This window comes from Sorangium sp. So ce204 (assembly GCF_051526795.1).
In the GTDB taxonomy this organism is placed as follows: Bacteria; Myxococcota_A; Polyangia; order Polyangiales; family Polyangiaceae; genus Sorangium; species Sorangium cellulosum_B.
The window spans coordinates 9885350-9907305 of record NZ_CP150317.1 but is presented as its reverse complement, the minus strand read 5'-3'; the positions used below and the strand labels follow the sequence as shown (position 1 = coordinate 9907305).

The 21956-nt window shown below is 74.5% G+C and carries 17 protein-coding genes and 1 tRNA gene; 10 read left to right on the top strand and 8 right to left on the bottom strand.

The genetic code is table 11. The features are described 5' to 3' along the window. Positions 1-5 precede the first annotated feature (5 nt). The 4 genes from WMF22_RS37170 to WMF22_RS37155 form a co-directional block, all read right to left on the bottom strand. Positions 6-773 (bottom strand): adenosylcobinamide-GDP ribazoletransferase, encoded by a 768-nt coding sequence (locus WMF22_RS37170; protein WP_437294679.1) that lies wholly within the window; start codon positions 771-773, stop codon positions 6-8. After that, entirely contained in the window at positions 770-1858 is a 1089-nt protein-coding gene (gene cobT / locus WMF22_RS37165; RefSeq protein WP_437294678.1) for a nicotinate-nucleotide--dimethylbenzimidazole phosphoribosyltransferase, read from the bottom strand. Before cobT ends, WMF22_RS37170 begins: the two co-directional genes overlap by 4 nt. A gap of 96 nt (positions 1859-1954) precedes the next feature. Then, positions 1955-2027 (bottom strand) — tRNA-Ala (locus tag WMF22_RS37160). Between the two features lie 121 nt (positions 2028-2148). Next, positions 2149-3318 (bottom strand): acyl-CoA dehydrogenase family protein, encoded by a 1170-nt coding sequence (locus tag WMF22_RS37155; protein WP_437294677.1) that lies wholly within the window; start codon positions 3316-3318, stop codon positions 2149-2151. 348 nt (positions 3319-3666) lie between these two features. Between WMF22_RS37155 and WMF22_RS37150 the strand changes: the two genes are divergently transcribed. From WMF22_RS37150 to WMF22_RS37140, 3 genes are read left to right on the top strand one after another with little or no spacing between them, the layout of a single operon-like run. Further along, positions 3667-4719 (top strand): RimK family alpha-L-glutamate ligase, encoded by a 1053-nt coding sequence (locus tag WMF22_RS37150; RefSeq protein ID WP_437294676.1) that lies wholly within the window; start codon positions 3667-3669, stop codon positions 4717-4719. Next, complete coding sequence (locus WMF22_RS37145) at positions 4716-5471, top strand: enoyl-CoA hydratase/isomerase family protein (RefSeq protein ID WP_437294675.1); 756 nt, start codon at positions 4716-4718, stop codon at positions 5469-5471. The genes WMF22_RS37150 and WMF22_RS37145 overlap by 4 nt, the downstream gene beginning before the upstream one ends. Positions 5472-5483: 12 nt before the next feature. Then, positions 5484-8546 (top strand): ATP-binding protein, encoded by a 3063-nt coding sequence (locus WMF22_RS37140; RefSeq protein WP_438032830.1) that lies wholly within the window; start codon positions 5484-5486, stop codon positions 8544-8546. 27 nt (positions 8547-8573) lie between these two features. Here the strand turns inward: WMF22_RS37140 and WMF22_RS37135 are convergent, their stop codons facing one another. Together WMF22_RS37135 and WMF22_RS37130 are read right to left on the bottom strand one after the other, a co-directional pair. Beyond that, positions 8574-9377 (bottom strand): Uma2 family endonuclease, encoded by an 804-nt coding sequence (locus tag WMF22_RS37135; protein ID WP_438032829.1) that lies wholly within the window; start codon positions 9375-9377, stop codon positions 8574-8576. A 105-nt stretch (positions 9378-9482) separates the two neighbouring features. Next, positions 9483-10613, bottom strand: coding sequence for an AAA family ATPase (locus tag WMF22_RS37130; RefSeq protein ID WP_437294672.1), 1131 nt, complete (start codon positions 10611-10613; stop codon positions 9483-9485). Between the two features lie 182 nt (positions 10614-10795). On the opposite strand from WMF22_RS37130, the gene WMF22_RS37125 reads away from it, so the two are divergent. Then, positions 10796-11410 carry an RNA ligase family protein gene (locus tag WMF22_RS37125; protein ID WP_438032828.1) on the top strand — a complete coding sequence of 205 codons (615 nt, stop codon included), beginning with the start codon at positions 10796-10798 and terminating at the stop codon, positions 11408-11410. Here WMF22_RS37125 and WMF22_RS37120 read toward each other — a convergent pair. Further along, on the bottom strand, positions 11399-12007 hold the full coding sequence (locus tag WMF22_RS37120; protein WP_437294670.1) for a hypothetical protein: 609 nt from the start codon (positions 12005-12007) through the stop codon (positions 11399-11401). The genes WMF22_RS37125 and WMF22_RS37120 overlap by 12 nt on opposite strands. A 215-nt stretch (positions 12008-12222) precedes the next feature. On the opposite strand from WMF22_RS37120, the gene WMF22_RS37115 reads away from it, so the two are divergent. From WMF22_RS37115 to WMF22_RS37090, 6 genes are all read left to right on the top strand, one after another. Then, positions 12223-14721, top strand: coding sequence for a beta-glucosidase (locus WMF22_RS37115; RefSeq protein ID WP_438032827.1), 2499 nt, complete (start codon positions 12223-12225; stop codon positions 14719-14721). Positions 14722-14965: 244 nt separating this feature from the next. Continuing rightward, entirely contained in the window at positions 14966-16711 is a 1746-nt protein-coding gene (locus tag WMF22_RS37110; protein WP_438032826.1) for a protein kinase domain-containing protein, read from the top strand. A 7-nt stretch (positions 16712-16718) separates the two neighbouring features. Next, a complete protein-coding gene (locus tag WMF22_RS37105; RefSeq protein WP_438032825.1) occupies positions 16719-17699 on the top strand; it encodes a hypothetical protein in 981 nt (326 codons plus the stop codon). Next, on the top strand, positions 17696-18661 hold the full coding sequence (locus WMF22_RS37100) for a hypothetical protein (RefSeq protein ID WP_438032824.1): 966 nt from the start codon (positions 17696-17698) through the stop codon (positions 18659-18661). The genes WMF22_RS37105 and WMF22_RS37100 overlap by 4 nt, the downstream gene beginning before the upstream one ends. 127 nt (positions 18662-18788) lie before the next feature. Continuing rightward, positions 18789-19733 (top strand): alpha/beta hydrolase, encoded by a 945-nt coding sequence (locus tag WMF22_RS37095; RefSeq protein WP_438032823.1) that lies wholly within the window; start codon positions 18789-18791, stop codon positions 19731-19733. After that, positions 19730-21148, top strand: coding sequence for a pyridoxal phosphate-dependent decarboxylase family protein (locus WMF22_RS37090; protein ID WP_438032822.1), 1419 nt, complete (start codon positions 19730-19732; stop codon positions 21146-21148). Before WMF22_RS37095 ends, WMF22_RS37090 begins: the two co-directional genes overlap by 4 nt. A 42-nt stretch (positions 21149-21190) precedes the next feature. Here WMF22_RS37090 and WMF22_RS37085 read toward each other — a convergent pair whose 3' ends face one another. Beyond that, positions 21191-21760 carry a PDZ domain-containing protein gene (locus tag WMF22_RS37085; RefSeq protein WP_437294663.1) on the bottom strand — a complete coding sequence of 190 codons (570 nt, stop codon included), beginning with the start codon at positions 21758-21760 and terminating at the stop codon, positions 21191-21193. Positions 21761-21956: the final 196 nt, after the last annotated feature.

Sequence of the window (21956 nt, the reverse complement as noted above, 5' to 3'; positions counted from 1 at the left end):
GCGGCTCAGCCGCCCCGCACGAGCGCGAGGGCGAGCAGCGCGGCGCACTCGGCGATCTGCTGCGCCGCGCCCAGGAAGTCGCCCGTGAGCCCGCCGGCGCGGGCGCGGAAGCGGAGGCCGCAGATCGCCGCGGCGGCGGCGGCGGCGACGAGCATGCCCGCCGCCTCGGCCGCCGTGAGGGCTCCGGCGGCGTGCGCCGCGGCGAGCGCGAGCGCCGGCCAGAGCGAGCCGAGCAGCGCCTGCGGGAGCGCCGCCTGCGCCACCGGGCGGCTGCGCGAGCCGCTCTGGGTCACGTAGGGCAGCGCGACCATCAGCCAGATCGGCGGGGTGCGCGAGAGGCACTGCGTCAGCACGAGGGCGACGGGCGCCGCGGCGTCGAGCCGCGCGAGCAGGGCGACGCGCAGCACGAGGACCACGATCAGCGCCGCCGCGCCGAACGCGCCGATGCGGCTGTCCTTGAGGATCTCGAAGATCCGCGCGCGGTCGAAGGCGCCGCCGAGCGCGTCGGCCGTGTCCGCGAGGCCGTCCTCGTGGAACGCCCCGGTCAGCAGCAGCCCGAGGGCCACGGTGACGCTCGCCGCGACGAGCGCGCCGCTCCGATCGACGAGCAGCCACACAGCGGCCTGGACGGCGCCGAGCGCGGCGCCCACGAACGGGAACCAGGCAGAGGCCCAGCGCCAGTCCGCCTCGGCGTAGGGGAAGCCGCCGACCGGGACGCGCGTGAGGAAGGTCGCCGCTGCGCGGGCGCCGCGCAGCACCGGCGGCGCCGTCATGGAGTCCCGGGCCGCGCGCGATCCGGCACGCTCGCGCTCGCGAACGTCGCCATGCCGGCGTGGAGGGCGCAGGCCGCGTCGAGGAGGGGCAGCGCGGCCAGCGCCGCGCTCGCCTCGCCGAGCCGCATCCCGAGGTCCAGCAAGGGGCGCGCGTCGAGCGCCGCGAGGACGTGGGCGTGGCCGCGCTCGGCCGAGCGGTGGGCGAAGAGCATGCCCGACCGCGCCTCCGCGCACATCCGGACGAGCGCGAGCGCCGCCGTCGAGACGATGAAGCCGTCGACGAGCACCGCCATGCGCAGCTCGATCGCCCGCGCCATGGCGCCCACAAGCGCGGCGATCTCCTTCCCGCCGACCGCCTGCACGACGCGGTGCGGATCGGTGCGCTGGACGCCCGAGACCTCCTGCGCGCGTCGCGTCGCGTCGCGCACGACCTCGATCTTGCGCGACAGCGCGTCGCCGGAGACGCCGGTCCCCGCCCCGACGACATCCTCCGGCGCGATCCCGAGGAGCAGCGCCGTGATGGCCGCCGCCGCCGTTGTGTTGCCGATGCCCATGTCGCCGAGCAGGACGACGCGCGTGTCGCCCCCGAGCGCGTCGATCTCCGCGGCGCCCGCGCGGAGCGCGCGCTCGTAGACGGCCTCCGAGAGCGCGTCCTCGATCCGCAGGTCGCCGATGGGATCGTCGGCGACCGGATCGCGCCGCAGCCGCGCGCCATCGCCGCCGTCGACGCGCTCGTACGGGTGGGCGACCCCGACGTCCACGACCCGCAGATCGACGCCGAGGTTCCGGCAGAGGACGCTGGCGGCGGCGCCGCCGCGCACGAAGTTCGCCACCATCGCCGCCGTGACCTCTGGCGGGTACGCCGACACGCCGTGCCGGGCGACGGGGTGATCGGCGGCGAAGAGCACCGCCGCCGCGGGCCGGCTCGCAGGCGCCCCGCCCTGGATGCCGGCGAGCGCCACGGCGAGATCCTCGAGCACGCCGAGGCTGCCGCGCGGCTTGGTCAGCGTGTCTTGCCGCGCGCGCGCCGCGCCCACCGCGCTCGCGTCGAGCTCCGGGAAGACCCAGTGAGGCAAGAGAGCCATGTCCGGGTTCTCTACTCCGACACGCCGGCGAGCGGGCACGGCGATGCGGACTCCTTACGGGAACTTACAGGAACAGGAGTCCTTCGGTCCTATCGGTGGAGCTGAGGGGGATCGAACCCCTGACCTCATGACTGCCAGTCATGCGCTCTCCCAGCTGAGCTACAGCCCCGGTCGTTGGGAGCGGCATATCTACAGCCTCTCGCGCCGCTTGTCTCTACTTTTTTTCGACCGGCGCGCTTTTGTGTCCAAGGGCGTCGGTTCGCGGCTGAGCCGCCGGGCCGCGGGGGCGCTCAGAAGTTCATCAGCTTTGCCAGGTAGTACTTCATCGTCTCGGTCGTCCCGCCGCCGATGCGGAGGAGCCGCTGATCGCGCCAGGCGCGCGCGATCGGGAAGTCCTCGATGTAGCCCCAGCCGCCGTGGAACTGCAGGCAGGTGTCCACGACGTCGTTCGCCACGTCGCCGGCCAGGATCTTCGCCATCGAGATGAGCTTCACCGTGTCGAAGCTGATCGGCACCTTCCGCACGTACCGCTCGTCGTTGTAGTGGTCGACGCACTTGTAGGCGAACGCGCGCGCCGCCTCGCAGCGCGTGTACAGGTCCACGAGCTTGTGCTGCCACGACTCGCGCTTGATGATCGGCTTGCCGAACGCCACCCGCTCGCGCCCGTACTCGACCGTGCCGTCGAGCGTCATGAACGAGCTCGCGATCGCGCTCACCGCGGCGACCAGCCGCTCGGTCTGGAAGTTCTGCATCAGGTACGCGAAGCCCTGATCGGGCTCGCCGAGCAGGTAGCGCCCCGGCACCCGCACGTCCTCCAGGAAGAGCTCCGCGGTGTCCGAGGACTTGTTGCCGATCTTCTTCAGCTTCTTCGCGACGTTGAAGCCGCGGAGCGCCGTCGGCACGAGGAAGAACGAGCAGCCGTGGGCGCCCCTGTCCGGCGACGTCTTGGCGAGCAGCGTGACGAAATCGGCGCGCGTCCCGTTCGTGATGAACGTCTTCTGCCCGTTCAGCACGTAGTCATCGCCCTCCTTGCGCGCGATCGTCCGGATCCCGGCCACGTCGCTGCCGGCCGCCGGCTCGGAGACGCCGAGCGCGGCGATCTTGTCGCCCGCGAGCGCCGGCTTGAGGAACTCCTCGATCTGCTCCTTCGTGCCGATGTCGCTGATCACCGGGGTCGCCATGTCGCTCTGCACGAGCAGCCCCATCGAGACGCCCGCCATCGTGCAGCGCACGAGCTCCTCGGCCTTGGCCGCCGAGAACCAGTAGTCGAGCCCGGCGCCGCCGTGCTCCTCCGGGAAGTGCGCGCCCAGGATCCCGAGCTCGCCGGCGCGCTTGAACACCCAGCTGGGAAAGCACTCCGACGACTCCCACTCCTCCACATGAGGAGCGAGCTCCTTCTCTGCGAAGGCCCGCACCGTCTTCCTGAACTGCTGATGTTCTTCCGTGAACGGCTGCCACATCGCGAACCCCTCCTCGCCGGCACGACCGAGATGATTCGTACACGAAACATTTTTCAGCGCAAGCGCCGCACCTCGGCGTCTCTGCCGCGCCTGGTCCGCCGCACGGCCGCGCGGGGAACCCCGCGGAGCGCGCGGCGTCCCGCGGGGCGGGGGACGCGCGGAAATGCGCGGCGTCCCACGGAGACCGCGCAGGGCCTCATGGAAAACGAGGGCCGATGGCGCGGCGCGCGACCGTGCGGGGCGCGGCGCGAGCGGCGCGAGCGTCAGAAGAACCGCCGAAGAGCGAAAAATGAATCGGCACGCGCATCCATCCACGCAGTCTGCGGGCTCTGCTAGCCTCCGGGCCACATGCGACTCCTCGTCCTGTCCCGCAACGCGTCCCTCTATTCGACGAGCCGGATCGTGCTCGCGGGGCGCGCGCGTGGTCACGACGTCAGCGTCATCGATCCGCTCGATTTCCAGATCGTCGTGTCGCGCGGCCGCCCGTCGTTGCTCGTCGGTGGTTCGGCGGTGCCCCGCTTCGACATCGTGATCCCGCGCATCGGCGCCAGCATCACGAACTACGGCCTCGCCGTCGTCCGTCAGTTCGATCTCATGGGCGTCCCCGTCCTGAACGGCGCCGTCTCGATCGCGAGGAGCCGCGACAAGCTGCGCGCGCTCCAGCTGCTCACGCGCCGCAAGCTCAACGTGCCGATCACCGTGTGCGCCCGGAGCCCGGCCGGCGTCGAGGCGGCGCTGTCGCTCGTCGGCGGCTGCCCCGCGATCGTGAAGCTCCAGCAGGGGACCCAGGGCATCGGCACGATGCTCGCCGAGACGCCCCACGCCGTGCACGCGCTGCTCGAGACGTTCTGGGCCATGGGCCAGGACATCGTGCTCCAGGAATACGTGCGCGAGTCGAAGGGGCGCGACATCCGGGTCATCGTCGTCGGCGGCCGCGTGGTCGCCTCGATGCGCCGCGTCGCCAAGCCGGGGGAGTTCCGCTCGAACCTCCACCGCGGCGGCAAGGGCGATCGGGTGAAGCTGCCGCGCGCCTACCGGAGCGTCGCGATCCGCGCCGCGAAGGCGATGGGCCTCGAGGTCGCCGGCGTCGACATGCTCGAGGCGCGCTCCGGGCCCAAGATCCTCGAGATCAACAGCTCGCCCGGCCTGGAGGGGATCGAGCGCGCGAGCGGCGTCGACGTCGCGGGCGCGATCATCAGCTACGCCGAGCGGTACGCGGCGGAGCAGCGCGGCCTCAGCCGCCGCACGCTCGAGGCGCGGATCGCCGAGGTGATCCACGACGAGCGCATGCCGGCGCCGCGGCGGCTCAGCCGCGCGGCGGCCGAGAACGGGGCGGGCGCGAGCCGCCGGAAGGCCGCGGCGCTCACCGGCGGGAGGGGCGCGCGGAGGGCGCTCTCGTGACCCTGCGGGTCGAGGCGGCCGGCGATGCGGTCGTCCTGACCATCGATCGTCCCGAGCGCAGGAACGCCATCGACAGCGGCTTCGCGGGCCGCCTCGGCGAGGCGATCCGCCGCGCCAGCGCCGACCCGCGCGTTCGCGGCGTCGTGCTCACCGCGGCGAGCAGCGACGTCTTCGTGGCGGGCGGCGACATCCGCGAGCTCCACGCGCTCGCCGCCGGCGGCGCGGAGGGGGGCGAGGTCCTCCGGCTGTTCGAGGGCCTCGCGGCCTTCGAGGAGAGCGAGGTGCCGATCGTCGCCGCCGTGCAGGGCGACGCGCTGGGCGGCGGCTGCGAGCTCTTGCTGCTCTGCGATTTCGTCGTCGTCGAGGAGCACGCCGCGCTCTCGTTCCGGCACGTCAAGATGGGCCTGTCCCCGGCCTGGGGCGGGCTCACGCGGCTCTGCGAGCGGGTGGGGCCGCTCGCGGCGGCGCGGCTGCTCCTGACGGCGGAGAGGATCGACGCCGCCGAGGCGCTCCGCGTCGGCCTCGTGAGCGAGGTCGTCCCCACCGGCGCGGCGCGGAGCCGGGCGATCGCGCAGGTCGGCCGCATCGCCGAGGGCCCACGCGCGTCGGTCGCGGCCATGAAGCGGTCCCTGCACAAGGTGCGCGAGGCGCTGCGCGCCTCCGCCGCCGAGGTCGAGCGACGGGCGTTTGCCGAGCAGTGGAACGGCCCGGAGCACCGGCGTGCGATGGATGCGTTCCTGAGCAAGAAGTGACGGTGGCGCGGCGTGGAGAGCGCGGAGCGGCAGGACCCTGAGGGCGCCGAGCCCCCGCTGCAGGGCGCGGAGCCCCCGCTGCAGGACGCGGAGCCCGCGCCTGCGAGCGCCGAGGCCGCGCCTGCGAGCGCCGAGGCCGCGCCTGCGAGCGCGCTGCTCCCGCCCGCGCCGCCGACGATCGAGCACTTCATCGGCCGCCGCCCCCACCTGCGGGCGCTCCAGCGCGCCGCCGAGGCCCTCGTGCTGGAGCGGCCCGTCGCCGTGCTCGTTCACGGCGCCGCGGGCATGGGCAAGAGCGCGCTCATCCACCACTTCTTGATGGGGCTCCGCCGCGACAAGGGGCCGATCGTCCTGCGGGGGCGCTGCGCGCTCGCGGCGACCGAGTCCTACAAGGCGTTCGGGGGCGTGATGGAGGCGCTGAGCCGCTTCCTCCGGCGGGTGTCGGACGACGAGGCGGAGCGCCTCCTGCCGCGCGACGTCCGCGCGCTCGCCCGGGTGTTCCCGGTGCTCTCGCGCGTGCCGGCCGTCGCGTCGGCGCCGCGCCCGAGCGAGTCGCCCGACGCGCAGGAGCTGCGTCAGCGCAGCTTCGCCGCGCTCCGCCAGCTGCTCTTTCGCATCGCCGAGCGCAGCCCGCTCGTCGTGGCGATCGAGGACCTGCAGTGGAGCGACATCGACAGCGTGGCGCTCCTGCTCGAGCTCACGCGGCCTCCCGACGCGCCCGCGATGATGTTCCTCGGCAGCTTCCGGGACGAGGACGTCGCCACGAGCGCGCCGCTCCGCGCGCTGCTCGACGGGATGGGCCTCGAGCGCCGGGACGCCGAGGCCGAGGCCGCCGCCGCGCGGGGGCGGATCGAGCCGGCGCGCCGGGACGGCGAGCTGCGCGAGCTCGAGGTCGGCCCGCTCTCGCCGCTCGAGGCCGAGGAGCTCTCGCTCGCGCTCCTGTTCGCGCGCGACGACGTCACCCGCGCGCGGGCGGACGCGATCGCCCGCGCCTCGCGGGGCAACCCGCGGCTGCTCGGCGAGCTCGCCCGCGACGCGCAGGAGCTCTCGGGCGAGGACGGCGCCCGGGGCGACGCCGCGTGGGGCAGGGCGCTCGACGCGCGTCTGCGCCGCCTGCCGGCGCAGGCGCTCCGGCTGCTGGAGGTGATCGCGGTCGCCGGGGAGCCGATGGACGCGGCGGTCGTGGCGCGCGCGGCGAAGCTCCGCGACGACGAGCGCGCCCCGGCGATGACGCTGCTGCTCCTGGAGGACCTGATCTCCGCGCGGCGCGCCGGCGAGGGCGAGCTCGTCGAGGCGTCGCACGACAGGGTGCGCGCGGCCGTGGTCGGCCGGCTGGGCCCGGAGCAGCTCGCGGCGCGGCACCGGAGGCTAGGGCGGGCGCTCGAGGCGCTGGGGACGGCGGACGCGGAGGCGCTCTCGCGGCACTGGCTCGGCGCGGGGGACGCGGCGCGGGCGGGGCGGCTCGCCGAGCGCGCGGCCGAGGAGGCGGCGGAGGCCCTCGCGTTCGAGCGCGCGGCGCGGCTCTACGAGCTCGCGCTCGGCCTGCGCTCGCGCGAGGCGGATGTCCCCGAGGCCGAGCGGCGCGCGCTCGGCGTGCGGTGCGCCGACGCCCTGGTCAACGCGGGCAAGAGCGCCGAGGCGGCGAGGATCTACGCGGCGGCGGCGGAGGGGGCGGACGGCGCGCGCTCGCTCGAGCTCCGCCGGCGGGCCGCGGAGCAGTACCTGCGGAGCGGGCACATCGACGAGGGGATCGAGCTCGTCCGCGCCGTCCTCCGGGCGGTTGGCCTTTCGTTCCCGGAGACGCCGCGGCGCGCGCTGGTGGCGCTGCTCCTGCACCGGGCGGAGCTGCGCCTCAGGGGCCTCCGGTTCCGCGAGCGGTCCGAGGCGGAGGTGCGGCCGGAGGACCTCGCGCGCATCGACGCCTGCTGGACGGTGACGGTGGGGCTGTCCGGCGTCGACATGGTCCGGTCCGCCGAGTTCTCGGCGCGCGCCCTGCTGCTCGCGCTGCGGGCCGGCGAGCCGTACCGCGTCGGCCGCGCGCTCGCGTTCGAGGCCTCGTCCGCGTGCATGATGGGGGCGCCGGGCCGGGCGCGCGCGGAGGAGCTCGTCGCCGCGGTGCGGGCGCTCTCGGAGCGGCTCGACAGCCCGCACCTCCTCGGCCTGTCGATGATGGTGTCGGGCATGCTCGAGGCGTTCACGGCCGGGCGCTGGAAGGCGGCGTCCGCGTGGTACGAGGTCGCCGACGAGCTCCTGCGCGACCGCTGCGCCGGCGTGTCCTGGGAGCTCGCGACGACGCAGCTGATGGCGTCGTGGGCGCGGTACTACCGCGGGCAGATCGACGCGCTCGCGCGGACGACGCCGGCGGTGCTCCGCGCCGCCGAGCAGCGGGGGGATCTCTACGCGGCGGCGATCTTCAGCGTGCAGGCGACGTGGGTGGCGCTCGCGTCGGACGACGTGGCGGGCGCGCGCGGCGCGATCGCGGTGGCGCTGTCGAGGTGGACGACGTCGGGGTTCCACCTCGAGCATTTCGTCGGGCTGCTCGGCGAGACCTACGTCGACCGGTACGCGGGCCGCGCCGGCGCCGCGATGAAGCGCCTCACGGACGCCTGGCCGAGGCTCGAGGGCTCGATGCTGCTGATGATGCAGAACAGCCGGGTGATGGCCCACGTCGAGCGCGCGTGCACGGCGCTCGCCGTGGCCGAGGCGGCGCCCGAGCCGGAGCCGCTGATCCAGGCGGCGCTCCGGGACGCCGCGGCGCTCGCCCGGGAGAAGACGGCGTGGTCGGACCCGTTCGTGCCGCTGATCCGCGCGGGCGCGGCCGAGCTGCGCGGCGACAGGGAGGCGGCGATCGCGCAGCTGGAGGCGGCGGCGGCCGGGTTCGACGCGGCGGACATGCCGCTCTATGCGGCGGCGGCGCGGCGCCAGGCGGGCGAGCTGCTCGGCGGGGAGAAGGGGCTCCAGCGGCTCCTCGTGGCGGACGCGGTGATGGCGCGGGAGCGGATCAAGAGCCCGGCGCGGTGGGCGGCGATGCTGGCGCCGGGGTTCGGAAGGGGCGAGCGGGTCGGCTGGGGATGACCGTGGCGGCCGGCGGCCGCGTGGTCGCTAGCCCGAGCTGCCGCCGGGCAGCGGACCGAACTGCTTCTCGTACGCCGCGAGCCGGGCGGCGAGCTGCTTCGCCTCATCGCTGGCGGCGCGAGCCTGCTCCTCGGCGGCGCGGGCCTGCTCTTCGGCGGCGCGGGCCTGCTCCTCGGCGGCGCGGGCCTGCTCTTCGGCGGCGCGAGCCCGCTCTTCGCCGGTCTGCAGCACCCGTCCATGGGCATCGATCCAGCGCAGCCAGTCGACGGCGAGGCCGCGGTACGTGCCGCGGCGCACCCCGAGGCGCAGGCCGAGGCACGCGCTCACGACGTCGCCGTTCGCCTCGGGCGGCATCGGCAGGTAGGACCGCGTGGCTCGATCGAGCACATACGCCTCGAGCACGCCCGAGAACGGATCGAACAGGTAGTACTCCGGCACGTGCAGGAGCTTCGCGTAGATCCGCATCTTGTCGCCGCGATCGACGGCCTGGGTGCTCTCGGAGAGCAGCTCGATCACCACGTCGGGCGTCCTCCCGTCCTCCTGCCAGACGACCCAGGATTTGCGCTCGCGCCTGTTGGTGTCGAGCACCACGAACACGTCGGGGCCTCGGAAGTCGTTCTTCTTCGCCTGCAGCTCGCTGAAATAGATGGCCATGTTGCCGCCGACGTACACGTCGTCGCGGTCGCGCCAGGACAGCTTCAGCACCTCGATGAGCAGGTCCATCTGCGCGCGGTGGCGCTCGGATTCCATCGGCTCTCCGTCGTCGTACGGGAGCTCGTCCTCGCCGGGCGGGGGAATCGGGATGAAAGAATTCTCGCTCTGGAAGGGCATACTTCGCTCCAGGCGCAGCGTACCCCATGCCGCGTGCGGGCGCAGCCGGGCGGCTCGTGCCGCTCCATCCGGCGGCTCCGGCACGAGGGCAGGCGACGTCAGGCGTCAGCGCACCGCCAGCACCACCTCGTGGGCCTCGGTCCTCGCCGGGATCTCCCAGCGCTCGATCATCCGGCGGATGACGGCCTCGGGCACCGCCGCCTCCCGCGCCCGGTTCTGCGCGAACAGCGTCGATGCAGGCACCTCCACGTAAACGACGCGGATCCTCGCCCCGTAGTCGGCCGCCATCTGCAGCAGCGGGCCGCGCCGCTGCCGCGAGAGGTTCGTCGCGTTCCACACGAACCGCTCGCCGCGCCGCAGGTATTCCTTCGCCCGCTCGCGCGCGGCCTGGACCACCTGTCCCTGCGTGTCCGCCGGATCGATCTCCAGCTCGCTCCGCAGCGCGTCCAGGGAGACGACCGGCCAGTCGGCGAGGTGGTGGCGAACATAGGTATCCTTCCCGGCGCCCGGGAGCCCGCTCATCACCACGACCTCGGAGCGCGTGTCGTCGTAGACCTCGACGTCCGGGTGGCGCCCGCCGGCGGGATCGGAGCGGAAGTACACGAAGCGCGTGTGAGCCGAGGCGAAGGACCGCGGCGCGGTGTAACACCCCTCCTCGCGGCAGAACTCGCGGAAGAGCTCGATGTTGTCGACGACGCGCCCCATGTCCGCGCAGACGCGCCCTCGGATGTCGGCCTCGGCCACGAGCGCGAGCAGGTCGCAGCGCGCGTGGAGGCTGATCTCGGCGGCGACGCGCCGCGCGTCGTCGCGCTCGATGAGATAGAACGGGATCTGGTGGTAGCGCACGAGCGCGCACACATGCTCGCGCAGCGCGAACGGCGCGCCGAGCTCCCAGAGCAGGCGGCGCGCGAGGAGCTCCCCCGCGCGTGAGTGGCCCTTCGCCGTGATCCGCCCGTCCTCCTCGCGGGTGGTCGCCGGCTTCGCCACGTCGTGGAGGAGGCACGCGAGGTACACGACGCGCTGCTCCTCGGCCGGCAGCGCCTGCCACTCGGGCAGCCCGAGGAGCGTCTCCAGCACCATGCGGGTGTGGATCCAGACGTTGCCCTCGGCGTGGTGGATCGGGTCCTGCGGGCACGCCTCGAGCGCGCGGACCCAGTCGAAGACCTGGAGCTCGTCCCAGGGGACACGCCCCGGATCGGGCGTGAGCAGGTCGAGGAGCGAGGACGCGGAGGACATGACGGAGGACCCCTGGCGAGCGCGCAGTCAACGCCGCGCGCCGCGCGACGCGCAGCGCGCGTGAGGGCCGTAGCATGTCCGCGAAACGACGCCGGTGCTACCCTGGCGCCGCCATGTCCGCCAAATACCCTCGCTCGTTCCACCTGCCGTGGTCCCCCGGCGGGACGTCCGACGACAAGAGGATGGCAGACGTGTCGGGGCTGCTCGGCGTCGAGATCGTCATCACCGAGAAGTGCGACGGGAGCAACCTCACGTACACGCGGGCGAGCGTCTTCTCCCGCTCGCACTCGGGCCCTCCGTCCCACCCGAGCTTCGACCTCGCGAAGGCCACGCACGCGAGCATCGCGCACCTGCTCTCGGAGGGCATGTCGCTCTTCTGCGAGTACTGCTATGCGATCCACTCGATCGAGTACGAGGCGCTCCCGGGGTATTCGCTGGTCTTCGGCGTGCGGGACGACGTGCGGGGCCTCTTCTGGGAGTGGGACATGGTCGTGGCCCAGGCGAACGATCTGGGGCTCCCCACGGTGCCAGTCCTGTTCCGGGGCACCGTCGAGGGCGAGCGCGAGCTCGAGGCGCTGACGACCGCGCTCGCGCGCGAGCCCTCCGCGTTCGGCGGCCCGCGCGAGGGCGTTGTGGTGCGGGCCGCCGGCGAGTTCCCGGACGCGGCGTTCCAGCGGCGGCTCGCCAAGTGGGTGCGGCGCGGGCACGTGCAGACGGACGAGCACTGGATGCACCAGGAGATCCGGCCCCAGCGGCTCGCGCCGGCGCCGGCGCCGGCCGACGCGTCACCGCCGTGAGGCCAGCGCCGCGAGCCGATCGCAGAGGCCCTCGCGGATCGGGCCGTAGGCCCTGCGGTACTCCTCCCAGTCGAGGCGCTCGTCCGCGGCGATCTCGCGCCAGTACGGGTTCGCGGCGCCGTAATCGTGGAGGACGCCGGACTCGGCGATCTGCACGGCGAAGAGCGGCACCCGGAGGGCGTGGAAGAGCTTCTTCTTCGAGGCCTCCGGCTCGTCGTCGAAGCGGGCGCCGGCCTTCTTGAAGTCGGACGCGGAGCGGCTCGCGGCCGACGCGGCGAGCTTCTTCCTGTCGAGCTTGAACGGGAAGGGCGGCCTTCCCTCCTTGAGCCGGTGCTCGGGCGGCAGGAACAGGCACTCGAGCGCGAAGACGCTGTGCTCGGCGATGGCGTCGCGGAAGGTGTCGAGGCCGTGGACGACGACGTTGACGCCCGGCGCAAAGGCGAGGTCCCGCCGCGCGTCGCGCCGCGCGAGGACGGCGACGAAATCCTCGTCCGACGTCGCGGACGCGGTGCCGTACACGCGCGATCCGGCGCGGAACACGCTGTGGACCTCGCCGTCTTTGCGGCCGAGGACGCGGAGCACGGTGGAGAGGCTCATGGCAGCGGCCTCGCTCGAGGGACGGCGAGCATCGCGCCGTTCCCACCCCCGCGCAACGGGCGGCGCGCCCTCGACCACCGCGACGCCCGCCCGCCCGCTCGCGAGCGCGAGCTCTCGGCGACCGTGACTCTCCTGTGAACCTGGTGTTTCCTCGACCGTGGTTGTCCCGTGCGCGGCGCCGCCTCGCCGGCGCCTCCGCGCTTCCAGGAGGGTTCATGGCCGTCGCTGACTCGCGCTCCGCTCGCCCCCAGAAGACCGATCTCCTGCCCGAGGCCGTCGAACGGCGGGTGGCGGACGCCCTCGCCGCGCTGTCGCTCGAGCAGAAGGTCCGCCTGCTCACGGGCGCCGACTTCTGGAGCACGCACCCCGAGCCCGCGATCGGCCTGCGCCGCATGGTCGTCTCGGATGGCCCGGTCGGCGTGCGCGGCGAGCGCTGGGACGAGCGCGACCCCTCGGTGAGCCTCCCTTCCTCCACCGCCCTCGCGGCCACGTGGGACGAGGCCTTGCTGGAGCGCGTCGGCGCCGCGCTGGCGTCGGAGGCGCGGCGCAAGGGCGTCGACGTCGTCCTGGGGCCGACCGTCAACCTGCACCGCAGCCCGCTCGGCGGCAGGCACTTCGAGTGCTTCTCGGAAGATCCGCTGCTGACCGGCCGGATCGGCGCCGCCTACGTCCGAGGGCTGCAGGCCCACGGCGTCGGCGCCACGCCCAAGCACTACGTCGCCAACGACTCGGAGACCGAGCGGTTCACGGTCGACGTCCGGGTCGATGAGCGCACGCTGCGCGAGCTCTACCTCGCGCCCTTCGAGCGGATGATCACCGGCGCGGGCGCGTGGCTCGTGATGGCCTCGTACAACGCCGTGAACGGGGTGACCCTGACGGAGAGCGCGCTGCTCGCGTCGCCGCTCGGGGACGAGTGGGGCTTCGACGGCGTCGTGGTCTCCGACTGGACCGCGACCCGCTCCACCGAGGCCGCGGCGCGCGCGGCGCTGGACCTCGCCATGCCGGGCCCGGGAGGGCCGTGGGGCGCGGCGCTCGTCGCCGCCGTCCGCCGCGGCGCGGTGCCCGAAAAGGCCATCGACGACAAGGTCCGCCGCCTGCTGCGCCTCGCCGCCCGGGTCGGCGCCCTCGAGGGCGTCACGCCGGCCGCGCCCGCCCCGACCCCGCTCTCCAGCGCCGAGGCCGGGACGCTCGCCCGCGAGGCTGCCGCGGCCGGCATGGTGCTCGTGCGCAACCAGGGCGACGCGCTCCCGCTCGACGCGGCCAGCCTGCGGCGCATCGCCGTGATCGGCCCGAGCGCCGCGGCGGGGCGGATCCAGGGCGGCGGCAGCGCCAGCGTCCACCCGCACTACGCGGTCTCGCCGCTGGACGGGCTGCGCGCCGCGCTCGGCCGGCGCGCCGAGGTGCTCCACGCCGTCGGCGCCCGCATCCACGAAGGGCTCGTACCGGTGGCCGGCGACCAGGTCGTCGACCCCGTGAGCGGCCAGCACGGCGTCCACGTGCGGCTCCTCGACGCGAAGGGCGGCGTCCTGCACGAAGAGCACCGCGACGTCGGGCGCCTCACGTTCATCGGGGATCAGCGCGCGAACGAGGCCGCGACGATCGAGGTGACGGCGCGGTTCCGCGCCGCCGGGGCCGGGCTCTACCGGATCGGCGTGGCCGGCGTGGGCGTCTACCGCCTCACCGCCGGCGGGCAGGTCCTCTTCGACGAGGTGATCTTGCCGGACAAGGACGACATGGCCGCGGCCCTGCTCGCCCCGCCGCAGCGGGCGGCCGAGCTGTCCCTGGCCGCCGGCCAGGAGATCGATCTCGCCCTGACGCACACCGTCCCCGTGGGCACGCTCGCGGTGGCGTTCTCCCTGGGCGCCGAGGTTCCGGCGCTGTCCGACGAGGAGGAGCTGGCGCGCGCCGTGGAGCTCGCGCGCTCCGCCGACGTCGCGATCGTGGTCGTCGGCACCACCGAGGCGATCGAGAGCGAGGGCTTCGACCGGAGCACGCTCGGGCTCCCCGGCCGCCAGGACGAGCTGATCCGCGCCGTCGCGGCCGTGAGCCCCCGGACGATCGTGCTTGTGAACTCCGGCGGGCCGGTGACCATGCCGTGGCGCGACGAGGTGGCCGCGGTGCTCCTCACGTGGTTCCCGGGCCAGGAGTTCGGCGCCGCCGCCGCCGACGTGCTGCTCGGCGCCGTGGAGCCCGGCGGCCGCCTGCCCACGACCTGGCCCGCGCGCGCGGAGGACGTGCCCGTGCTCTCGACGAAGCCCGAGAACGGCAAGCTGGTCTATGCCGAGGGCCTGCACATCGGGTACCGGGCCTGGGCGCGCGCAGGCGTCACCCCGGCCTACCCGTTCGGGCACGGCCTGGGCTACACGCGGTGGGAGATCCTCGACGTCGAAGCGCCCAGCGTCGCCGCCGGCGCGGCGCTCGAGGCGCGGGTGCGCGTGCGCAACGTCGGGACGCGCCGCGGGCGCCACGTGGTCCAGCTCTACCTGTCGCGGCCGGTCTCCGAGGTCGAGCGCCCCGCGCTCTGGCTGGCCGGCTTCGCGTCCGTCGAGGCCGAGCCCGAGCAGACGGTCGACGTCGCCGTCACCGTCGAGCCGCGGGCCTTCGCGCACTGGGCGGCAGGCCGATGGCAGGTGGAGCCCGGCGTGTACACGCTGCATGCTGGACACTCGGCCGCCGTCCTGACGAGACAGATCGCGGTGCACCTGCACGGGTGAGAGCGCGGCCGCGCGGCCCCGTGGTGCAAATTGCCCCAGCGTGACCGATGCGCGCGGCCGATTCCCGGCCGGAAAGGGGAATCCGTGCTCGTCGTGTCGTCTCGCCCCGAGGGCGCGCGGGTGAGCGTCGAGCTCGCCGGACGCTGCGCGCGGCGGACGTGGTCTGGGTGTTTCGCCGCGCAGGCGCCGGCGGAGGTGAGGAGACGGCTCCTGGTTCGCCGCTTGCTTTCCAGGAGGGCGACCCATGATGGACGAGCACCATGTCCCCGGCCAGAGCGGATGGCTCGCGCTCGCCGGGAGAGGCGATGAGAGCACGGGCGGCGTCTCGTCGAGCGTCCGTGGATCGCCGCAGCGGGAGCGCGCCGTGGGCGAGGTCCTCGCGGGCAAGTACCAGATCGTGGGCCGGCTGGGCGCGGGGGGCATGGGCACGGTGTGGCGCGCGCGCAGCCTCTGGCTCGACGTCGACGTGGCGATCAAGGTGCTCCACGAGGAGCAGCTCGACGGCCACGCCGCCGAGCGGTTGCTCCGCGAGGCGCGCGCGACGGCGAAGCTCGGCCATCCGGCGATCGTGCGCGTGTTCGATTTCGGCGAGACCGACGCGGGCGAGCCGTTCCTGGTGATGGAGCTGCTCGAGGGCACGCCGCTCTCGAGCTGGCTGGAGGCGAGGGGCCGGGTGCCGGCGGAGCAGGCGGTCCAGATGCTCTTGCCGGTCGCGTGTGCGCTCGCGACGGCCCACGCGCAGCGCATCGTCCATCGCGACATCAAGCCTGCCAACATCCTCATCGTGCCCGACGGCGCGGGCGGCCACGTCCCGAAGGTCGTCGACTTCGGCATCGCCAAGCTCGCCAACGCGGCGAGCCCTGCGATCACGCAGCGAGGGATGATCGTCGGCAGCCCGGAGTACATGTCGCCGGAGCAGGCCGACGGCCAGCTGGACGTCGGGGAGCAGACCGACGTCTGGGCGTTCAGCGTGGTGATGTACGAGCTGATCACCGGGCGGCGGCCGTTCAGCGGGGAGACGCTGAGCGCGGTGATCGTGGCGATCTTCAGCAAGGAGCCGGTGCCGACGACGGAGCTCGGCGCCGGCGACGAGGCGCTGTGGGCGATCCTCCAGCGCGGGCTGGCCAAATCGCCGGCCGATCGATGGCCCAGCATGCGCGCGCTCGGCCGCGCGCTCGCTGCCTGGGCCGTCGAGCGCGGGGTGACGGCGGACGTGGCGGGCACGTCGCTCGCACACCAGTGGCTCGCGCGAGGGGCCGAGCCGCCGCTCGCGGCGGAGAAGGCGGCTCCGATCGCCGCGCCTGCGGGAGCGGCCTCCGGGGCGGAGGTGGCGGCGCAGCGCCCGGCCGGCGCGCGGGAGGCGCCGGGCGCGCTGCCGGCGCTGCCGGCGCCGGTGGCCACGCCCGTCGCGCGCCGGGGCGGCACCATCAAGATGGCCGAGGCATGGCGCGGAGCTCGGCTCGGGCTCACGGCCTCGCCGTGGCTCCAGAAGGCGCTCGTGGCCGGGGTCCTCGCCTTCGCCGCGCCTCTGGTGGTCGTCCTGGGGCTGGGCGCGCGGGGTGGGAGCGCGAGCGCGGGCACCGCTCGGCCGGCGGTCATGACGGCTGCTCCTGCCGTCGCCCTGGGCGCGTCGGAAGCGCTGCGGGGGACGGCGTCCGCTGCGTCCTCGATCGGCGTCGCGCCCCCCGATGCCGGCGCGCGGCGCGCGGCTGCTTCCGAGGCGGCCATGAGGGGTGCGGCGGCGGACAGCGCGCCTGTCGAGCGGGACGAGCCGAGCGATCCGTGGGAGGAGCCGAGTGATCCATGGGATGAGCTCGTGCCGGCGCCTGCGGAGCCGCGCGCTCAGGTGGCCGAGCCGGCCGTGCAACGGATCGCGCCGCGCGCTCAGGTGGCCGAGCCGCGCGCTCAGCGGGTCGAGCCGCGCGCTCCGCGAGCGCGCCCGCGGCCTGATTCCACGTCCATGCCGCTGCCGGCGGCGCCCGACTTCTGAGGTGGTCATGCGCACTCCCGGGGTGAAGCACCGCTCCCTTCGTGGTTCTGGCGATCTGATGCTCCTCCTGGTCACGCTCGCTGCAGCGGCGCTCGGGCCGGGAGGCTGCTCCGCTCTGATCAGCGAGGAGCTGTCCGACAAGGCCGACGAAACAGAGGGCGCTGGAGGGCTCGAGGACCAGGTCGGCGACGGGCGTGGCGGGGGTGACCTCATCGGGAGCAGCGGCGCGAGCACGAGCAGGACCACCGTGGGCAGCGGTGGCGACGAGAGCGCGACAAGCAGCGGAGGCAGCGGAAGCGCAGGCAGCGGGAGCGGCGCTGTCCCGAGCAGCGGGAGCGGCGCTGTCCCGAGCAGCGGGAGCGGCCCCCAGCCGAGCAGCGGGAGCGGCGCTGTCCCGAGCAGCGGGAGCGGCGCTGTCCCGAGCAGCGGGAGCGGCGCTGTCCCGAGCAGCGGGAGCGGCGCTGTCCCGAGCAGCGGGAGCGGCCCCCAGCCGAGCAGCGGGAGCGGCGCTGTCCCGAGCAGCGGGAGCGGCGCTGGCCCGAGCAGCGGGAGCGGCGCTGGCCCGAGCAATGGGAGCGGCCCTGGCCCGAGCAGCAGTGCAGGCGAGGGCAGCGGAAGCGGCGCTGGTACGAGCGATGGGAGCGGCGCTGGCGCCGGGGGCGGGAGCGGTCCTGGCGCGAGCGTCGGCGTAGGCGAGGGCAGCGGAAGCGGCGCTGGTGGGAGCGGCGCGGGAAGCGACGGCAGCGGAAGCGGCGCTGGCGGGAGCGGCGCGGGAGGCGAGGGCGCGAGCAGCTGGAGCGGCGCGGGAGGCGCTGCAGCGAGCAGCGGTGCAGGCACCGAGACGACCTGCAATGGCCATTACGCCGATTGCGACGGGGACCCGGCGCGTCATTGCGAGACCAACCTGTGGAACAACGACGATCATTGCGGCGCCTGTGGCAACCGATGCCCCGCCGGTACGAAGTGCCGGCGAGGAGACTGCTCATGAGCGCGCGCCCCGCACAGCGCTCCGCGCGCCTCGGCCTCGCGCTCGCCGCGGCCTTGCTCATGGCCTCGGCCCCGCTCGCCGCGTCGGCGCAGGGCGCGGGCGATGTGGAGTCCGCGCGCGTGCTGTTCGTCCAGGGGGCCAAGCTGGCGAAGCAGGGGCGCTGGGAGGAGGCGCGCGCGCTGTACGCCCGATCGCTCCAGATCAAGGCGGCTCCCCTCACGCGCTACAGCCTCGGCGTCGCGCAGAAGGAGACCGGGCACCTCGTCGAGGCGCTCGGCAGCTTTCGCGCATTCCTGGCCGAGCCGCCGACGCCGACGACCTCTCCTTACGTCGGGCCGGCGCGCGAGGCGGTCGCGGCGCTCGAAGGGCACATCGGCCGAGCGACGATCTCCGTCAGGCCCGCCGAGATCGGCGGGCTGACGCTGGCCATGGACGGGAGGCCGCTGAGCGCGGCCCCTGGTCAGGTCATCGAGCTGGACCCGGGCGCTCACGAGATCGCGGCGAGCGCTCCGGGGTTCCGCGCCGCGGTCGCCCGGTTCAGCGTCGGCGCGGGCAGCTCGGTCGAGGTCCCGATCGCCCTGGCGCGAGCCACGACCGAGACGAGGCAAGCCTCGGCTGCTGAAGGCGCTCTGCCTCCCGTGGCCGGCGCTGCCGATGCATCATCGAGCCGGACGCTCCCCCTCGTCGTCCTGGGCGCGGGCGGCGCGCTCTTCGCCGGCGGAGCCATCCTCGGGCTCTCGGGCCTGAAGCAGGCAGGCGACGCGCGCTCGAGCACGGGCGCGGACGCGGGCGCCGCGCGGGCCAAGGGGATCGCCGGCGACGTCCTCGGCGTCGCCGGCGTCGCGACGGTGGGCGTCGGGCTCTACCTGCTGCTGAAGGAGCCCGCGCCGAGCACGACCAAGGCGGGCTCCGTGACGCCGTGGCTGAGCGCGTCCGGCGCGGGCATCGAGGTGCGGCTCTGACGCCGCGCGGCTTGCGCTGACCCACCGCCGGCGGCGAGCGCTCGACGCCAGGACGCGGGGCAAAGACGCAGAAGAGAGGCGGCGAGGGGTATTCCCGGCGGAAGCGCGGACATGGTACTGCGCGCCCATGCGCTCGCTCGTGACGGTGCTGTCCCTGGCCGCGCCCCTGGCCGCGGGCGCATCCGCCTCGGCCAACGGCGACGGGACCAGCTCGCCGCCCCCCGCGGCCGCGCCCGTGGCGAGCGCTCCTTCCGCAGCAGCACCCACGGCGAGCGCGCCCCCTGCGGCCGCGCCCGCGGCGAGCGCGGCCGCGTCCCCGCAGGATCCGGCGGCGGCCCGCTGGTGTGCGCCCGAGCTCGCGTCGCTGCCCGGTGAGGTGTGCGCCTTCCTGCCGGCCAGGCCGGCGCCTGGCCCGCGGGTGCTCGTGATCTTCCTGCACGGCGTCGTCCAGCCCGATTCCGGGTGGCAGTGGGCGCAGCAGCGGGGCGCGGCGCGGGCCGGCGCCCGGCACGGGGCCGCCGTGATGATGCCGCGCGGCCGGCGCGGGATCGGTCCAAGAACGATGCCAAATTCGATGGAAGACTGGTGGTGCTGGCCCACCGCCTCCGCCGCGCAGGCGGCCCACGAGGACGCCCTGCTCGCCGAGTGGGACGCGGCGCGCGCGGAGCTCGAGCGGCGCGCGGGCGCGCGCTTCGAGCGGGTGCTCGTGTTCGGCTTCTCGAACGGGGCGTACTACGCGACGTCGCTGGCGATGCGCGGGCGGCTGCCGGTCGACGGCTACGCGGCGTTCGCAGGCGGATCGGCTGCGCGCTACCTGCAGCGGGCGGCCGCGCAGACGAAGCTGCGCGCGCCGGTGTTCGTCGGCTGGGGCGGGAAGGACCCGGCGCACAAGGACCAGGTGGCGCTCGCGAAGATGCTCCGCAGGCTGAAATGGCCATCGAGATCGCTCGGCAAGCCGCGCGCCGGGCACGCGATGACCGACGAGCAGGTCGACGAGGCGTTCGCGTTCCTGAGCGGCAGGCGACGCGGCGACAAGGCGCCCGGCAGAGGGCGAGGAGCGCGGGCGCGATGAAGGACCCGCTGACGACCGCGCTCTCCCCCGATTTCCTCGAGCGCGAGGCGGCCCGCCTGGGCGCGCTGCTCGCGGATCACGTGCGCAGGGCGCAGCGCCGGGAAGGGCCGGTGCTCGTGCAGCGATCGATCGAGGAGATCCTCGCCGCGCTCGACTTCGATCGCACGGTCGCGCACGGCGGCGCGGATCTCGCCGCCCTCGTCGCCACCGTCCTCGACAACAGCAACCGGCTGCACCACCCCCGCTACTTCGGCCACCAGGTGGCCGTGCCCATGCTGTCGTCGTCGCTCGCCGACCTCGTGCACGGCGTCCTGAACAACGGCATGGCCGTCTATGAAATGGGGCCTGCCGGCACCGCGATCGAGCGCGGGCTCCTCCGCTGGATGCGGGGCAAGATCGGCTGGGGCGCCGAGGGCGACGGCGTCATCACCCACGGCGGGAGCCTGGGCAACCTGAGCGCGCTGCTCGCGTGCAGGGAGCGCGTCGCCCCGGGGAGCTTCAAGGCGGGCGTCCCGCCCGGCCTCGTCCTGCTCGCCTCGGAGGCGGCGCATTATTCGGTCGCGCGCGCCGCCGCCATCCTGGGCCTCGGCGTCGATGCCGTCGTGAAGGTCGCCGTGGACGACGTGCTCCGGATCGTCCCGCGGGCGCTCTCGCGGGCGTACGAGGACGTGAAGCGGGCGGGCAAGCGGGTGCTCGCCGTGGTGGCCAACGCGGGCGCGACGCCGAACGGGGCCTTCGACCCGCTGCGGGAGATCGGCGCCTTCTGCCGGCGGGAGGGGCTCTGGCTCCACGTCGACGGCGCCCACGGCGCGGCGGCGCGCTTCACCGAGCGCTACCGGGACCTCCTCGACGGCGTCGAGCTCGCCGACTCGCTGGTCTGCGACATGCACAAGATGCTCGGCACATCGACGCTGGCCTGCGCGGTCCTCGTCAAAGATCCCGCCGCGCTCGCCGGCACCTACGAGCAGTACGCGCCGTACCTGCACGGCGACGACGAGCGGCAGGGCGTCGATCTCTCCAAGCTCACGTTCGAGTGCACGAAGGCGCAGCTGTCGCTCAAGCTGTTCTTCAACCTCGCCCTCGTCGGCGAGGCCGGCCTGTCCGCGCACGTCGAGCGCCTCTTCGACGCCGCCCGGCGCTTCCACGGCCTGCTCGCGCGCCGGCCGGCGTTCGAGTGCTTCGGCGCCCCGCAGGCCAACATCCTCTGCTTCCGGATCGGCCGCGACTCGGCGACGCAGGATCGCGTCCGGCGGCAGATCGTGGAGGAGGGGAGCTTCTACATCACGCGAACCACGCTGCGCGGCGAGTCGTGGCTGCGCCTCGTCATCATGAACCCGCAGACGACGGACGGGGACATCGAGGCGCTCGCGGCGCGCATCGAGGCGCTCGTCGCCGAGCGCGCGCCGCCGCCCTGACGAACGCGCGCCGGGCCGGGGCCGCGGGCGGACGCGAGGCGGTCAGCCGCCGCCTCTGGACCTGGTCGCCGCGGCTGACGGGGGCGCCGGAGCGTCGCCGGTCGGCACCTGGAGCATCGCATAGTTGATCGTGGTCTCGTTGCGGAGCACGGTGAGCACCACCATGTCGCCGGGCACGCGGGCGCGCAGGTAGCCCTCGAGGCCTGCCAGCGAGTGGACCGGCTGCCCGTCGACAGCGAGGATGACGTCGCCCGGCTCCAGGAGCGGGGACGTGAAGCTGCGGATATCCATGCTCGCGATCCTCGCGCCCTCCCCCGTCGTCGGCTGGATGGTGAGCAGCCAGGGCGCCGGGACGGAGGTGGCTGTCGTCGCGCGGCTCGACCGGTTGTCGCGTTTCTCTGGCCTTGCGGCCGCCGCCGGGCTCGCCGGCGCGCCGGCGGGTTGCTGCGTGTCCTCGACGCGCTGCTGCGAGGCCTCGACGCGCGGGCAGTCGCCGCGGCACGCGCTGACCGCCAGCGGGACGAGCGGCGTGAGCACCCCGGAGAGGCGTCGAGCCCACCCGTACGCGCCTCGCGCACGGAGGGGCTGATCCCGCTGTCGACTGCCATGCATGGCCCCGGCGTCCTCCGCGTGTTCGCCACGCGTCCGCACGCGTGCTCACATCGCTCACGTCAGCTCACGTCGCTCATGTCGAGAGCTGCAAGATCCCAACCACCGATTCCCCGCTGCTGTCCGGGCCGTTGTTCGGCGCGCGGCGAAGACCGGGGCGAGGCGGGCGCGGAGAGCGTTCTTCTCTCTCTCTCGCTGC

What these genes read in the sequence shown, in the direction of transcription:
- WMF22_RS37085 (WP_437294663.1), bottom strand. Translation starts at nt 21,760, where the DNA reads ATGCATGGCAGTCGACAGCGGGATCAGCCCCTCCGTGCGCGAGGCGCG.
- WMF22_RS37150 (WP_437294676.1), top strand. Translation starts at nt 3,667, where the DNA reads ATGCGACTCCTCGTCCTGTCCCGCAACGCGTCCCTCTATTCGACGAGC.
- WMF22_RS37120 (WP_437294670.1), bottom strand. Translation starts at nt 12,007, where the DNA reads ATGAGCCTCTCCACCGTGCTCCGCGTCCTCGGCCGCAAAGACGGCGAG.
- WMF22_RS37125 (WP_438032828.1), top strand. Translation starts at nt 10,796, where the DNA reads ATGGCAGACGTGTCGGGGCTGCTCGGCGTCGAGATCGTCATCACCGAG.
- WMF22_RS37135 (WP_438032829.1), bottom strand. Translation starts at nt 9,377, where the DNA reads ATGCCCTTCCAGAGCGAGAATTCTTTCATCCCGATTCCCCCGCCCGGC.
- WMF22_RS37095 (WP_438032823.1), top strand. Translation starts at nt 18,789, where the DNA reads ATGCGCTCGCTCGTGACGGTGCTGTCCCTGGCCGCGCCCCTGGCCGCG.
- cobT (WP_437294678.1), bottom strand. Translation starts at nt 1,858, where the DNA reads ATGGCTCTCTTGCCTCACTGGGTCTTCCCGGAGCTCGACGCGAGCGCG.
- WMF22_RS37170 (WP_437294679.1), bottom strand. Translation starts at nt 773, where the DNA reads ATGACGGCGCCGCCGGTGCTGCGCGGCGCCCGCGCAGCGGCGACCTTC.
- WMF22_RS37110 (WP_438032826.1), top strand. Translation starts at nt 14,966, where the DNA reads ATGATGGACGAGCACCATGTCCCCGGCCAGAGCGGATGGCTCGCGCTC.
- WMF22_RS37115 (WP_438032827.1), top strand. Translation starts at nt 12,223, where the DNA reads ATGGCCGTCGCTGACTCGCGCTCCGCTCGCCCCCAGAAGACCGATCTC.
- WMF22_RS37130 (WP_437294672.1), bottom strand. Translation starts at nt 10,613, where the DNA reads ATGTCCTCCGCGTCCTCGCTCCTCGACCTGCTCACGCCCGATCCGGGG.
- WMF22_RS37100 (WP_438032824.1), top strand. Translation starts at nt 17,696, where the DNA reads ATGAGCGCGCGCCCCGCACAGCGCTCCGCGCGCCTCGGCCTCGCGCTC.
- WMF22_RS37105 (WP_438032825.1), top strand. Translation starts at nt 16,719, where the DNA reads ATGCGCACTCCCGGGGTGAAGCACCGCTCCCTTCGTGGTTCTGGCGAT.
- WMF22_RS37155 (WP_437294677.1), bottom strand. Translation starts at nt 3,318, where the DNA reads ATGTGGCAGCCGTTCACGGAAGAACATCAGCAGTTCAGGAAGACGGTG.
- WMF22_RS37090 (WP_438032822.1), top strand. Translation starts at nt 19,730, where the DNA reads ATGAAGGACCCGCTGACGACCGCGCTCTCCCCCGATTTCCTCGAGCGC.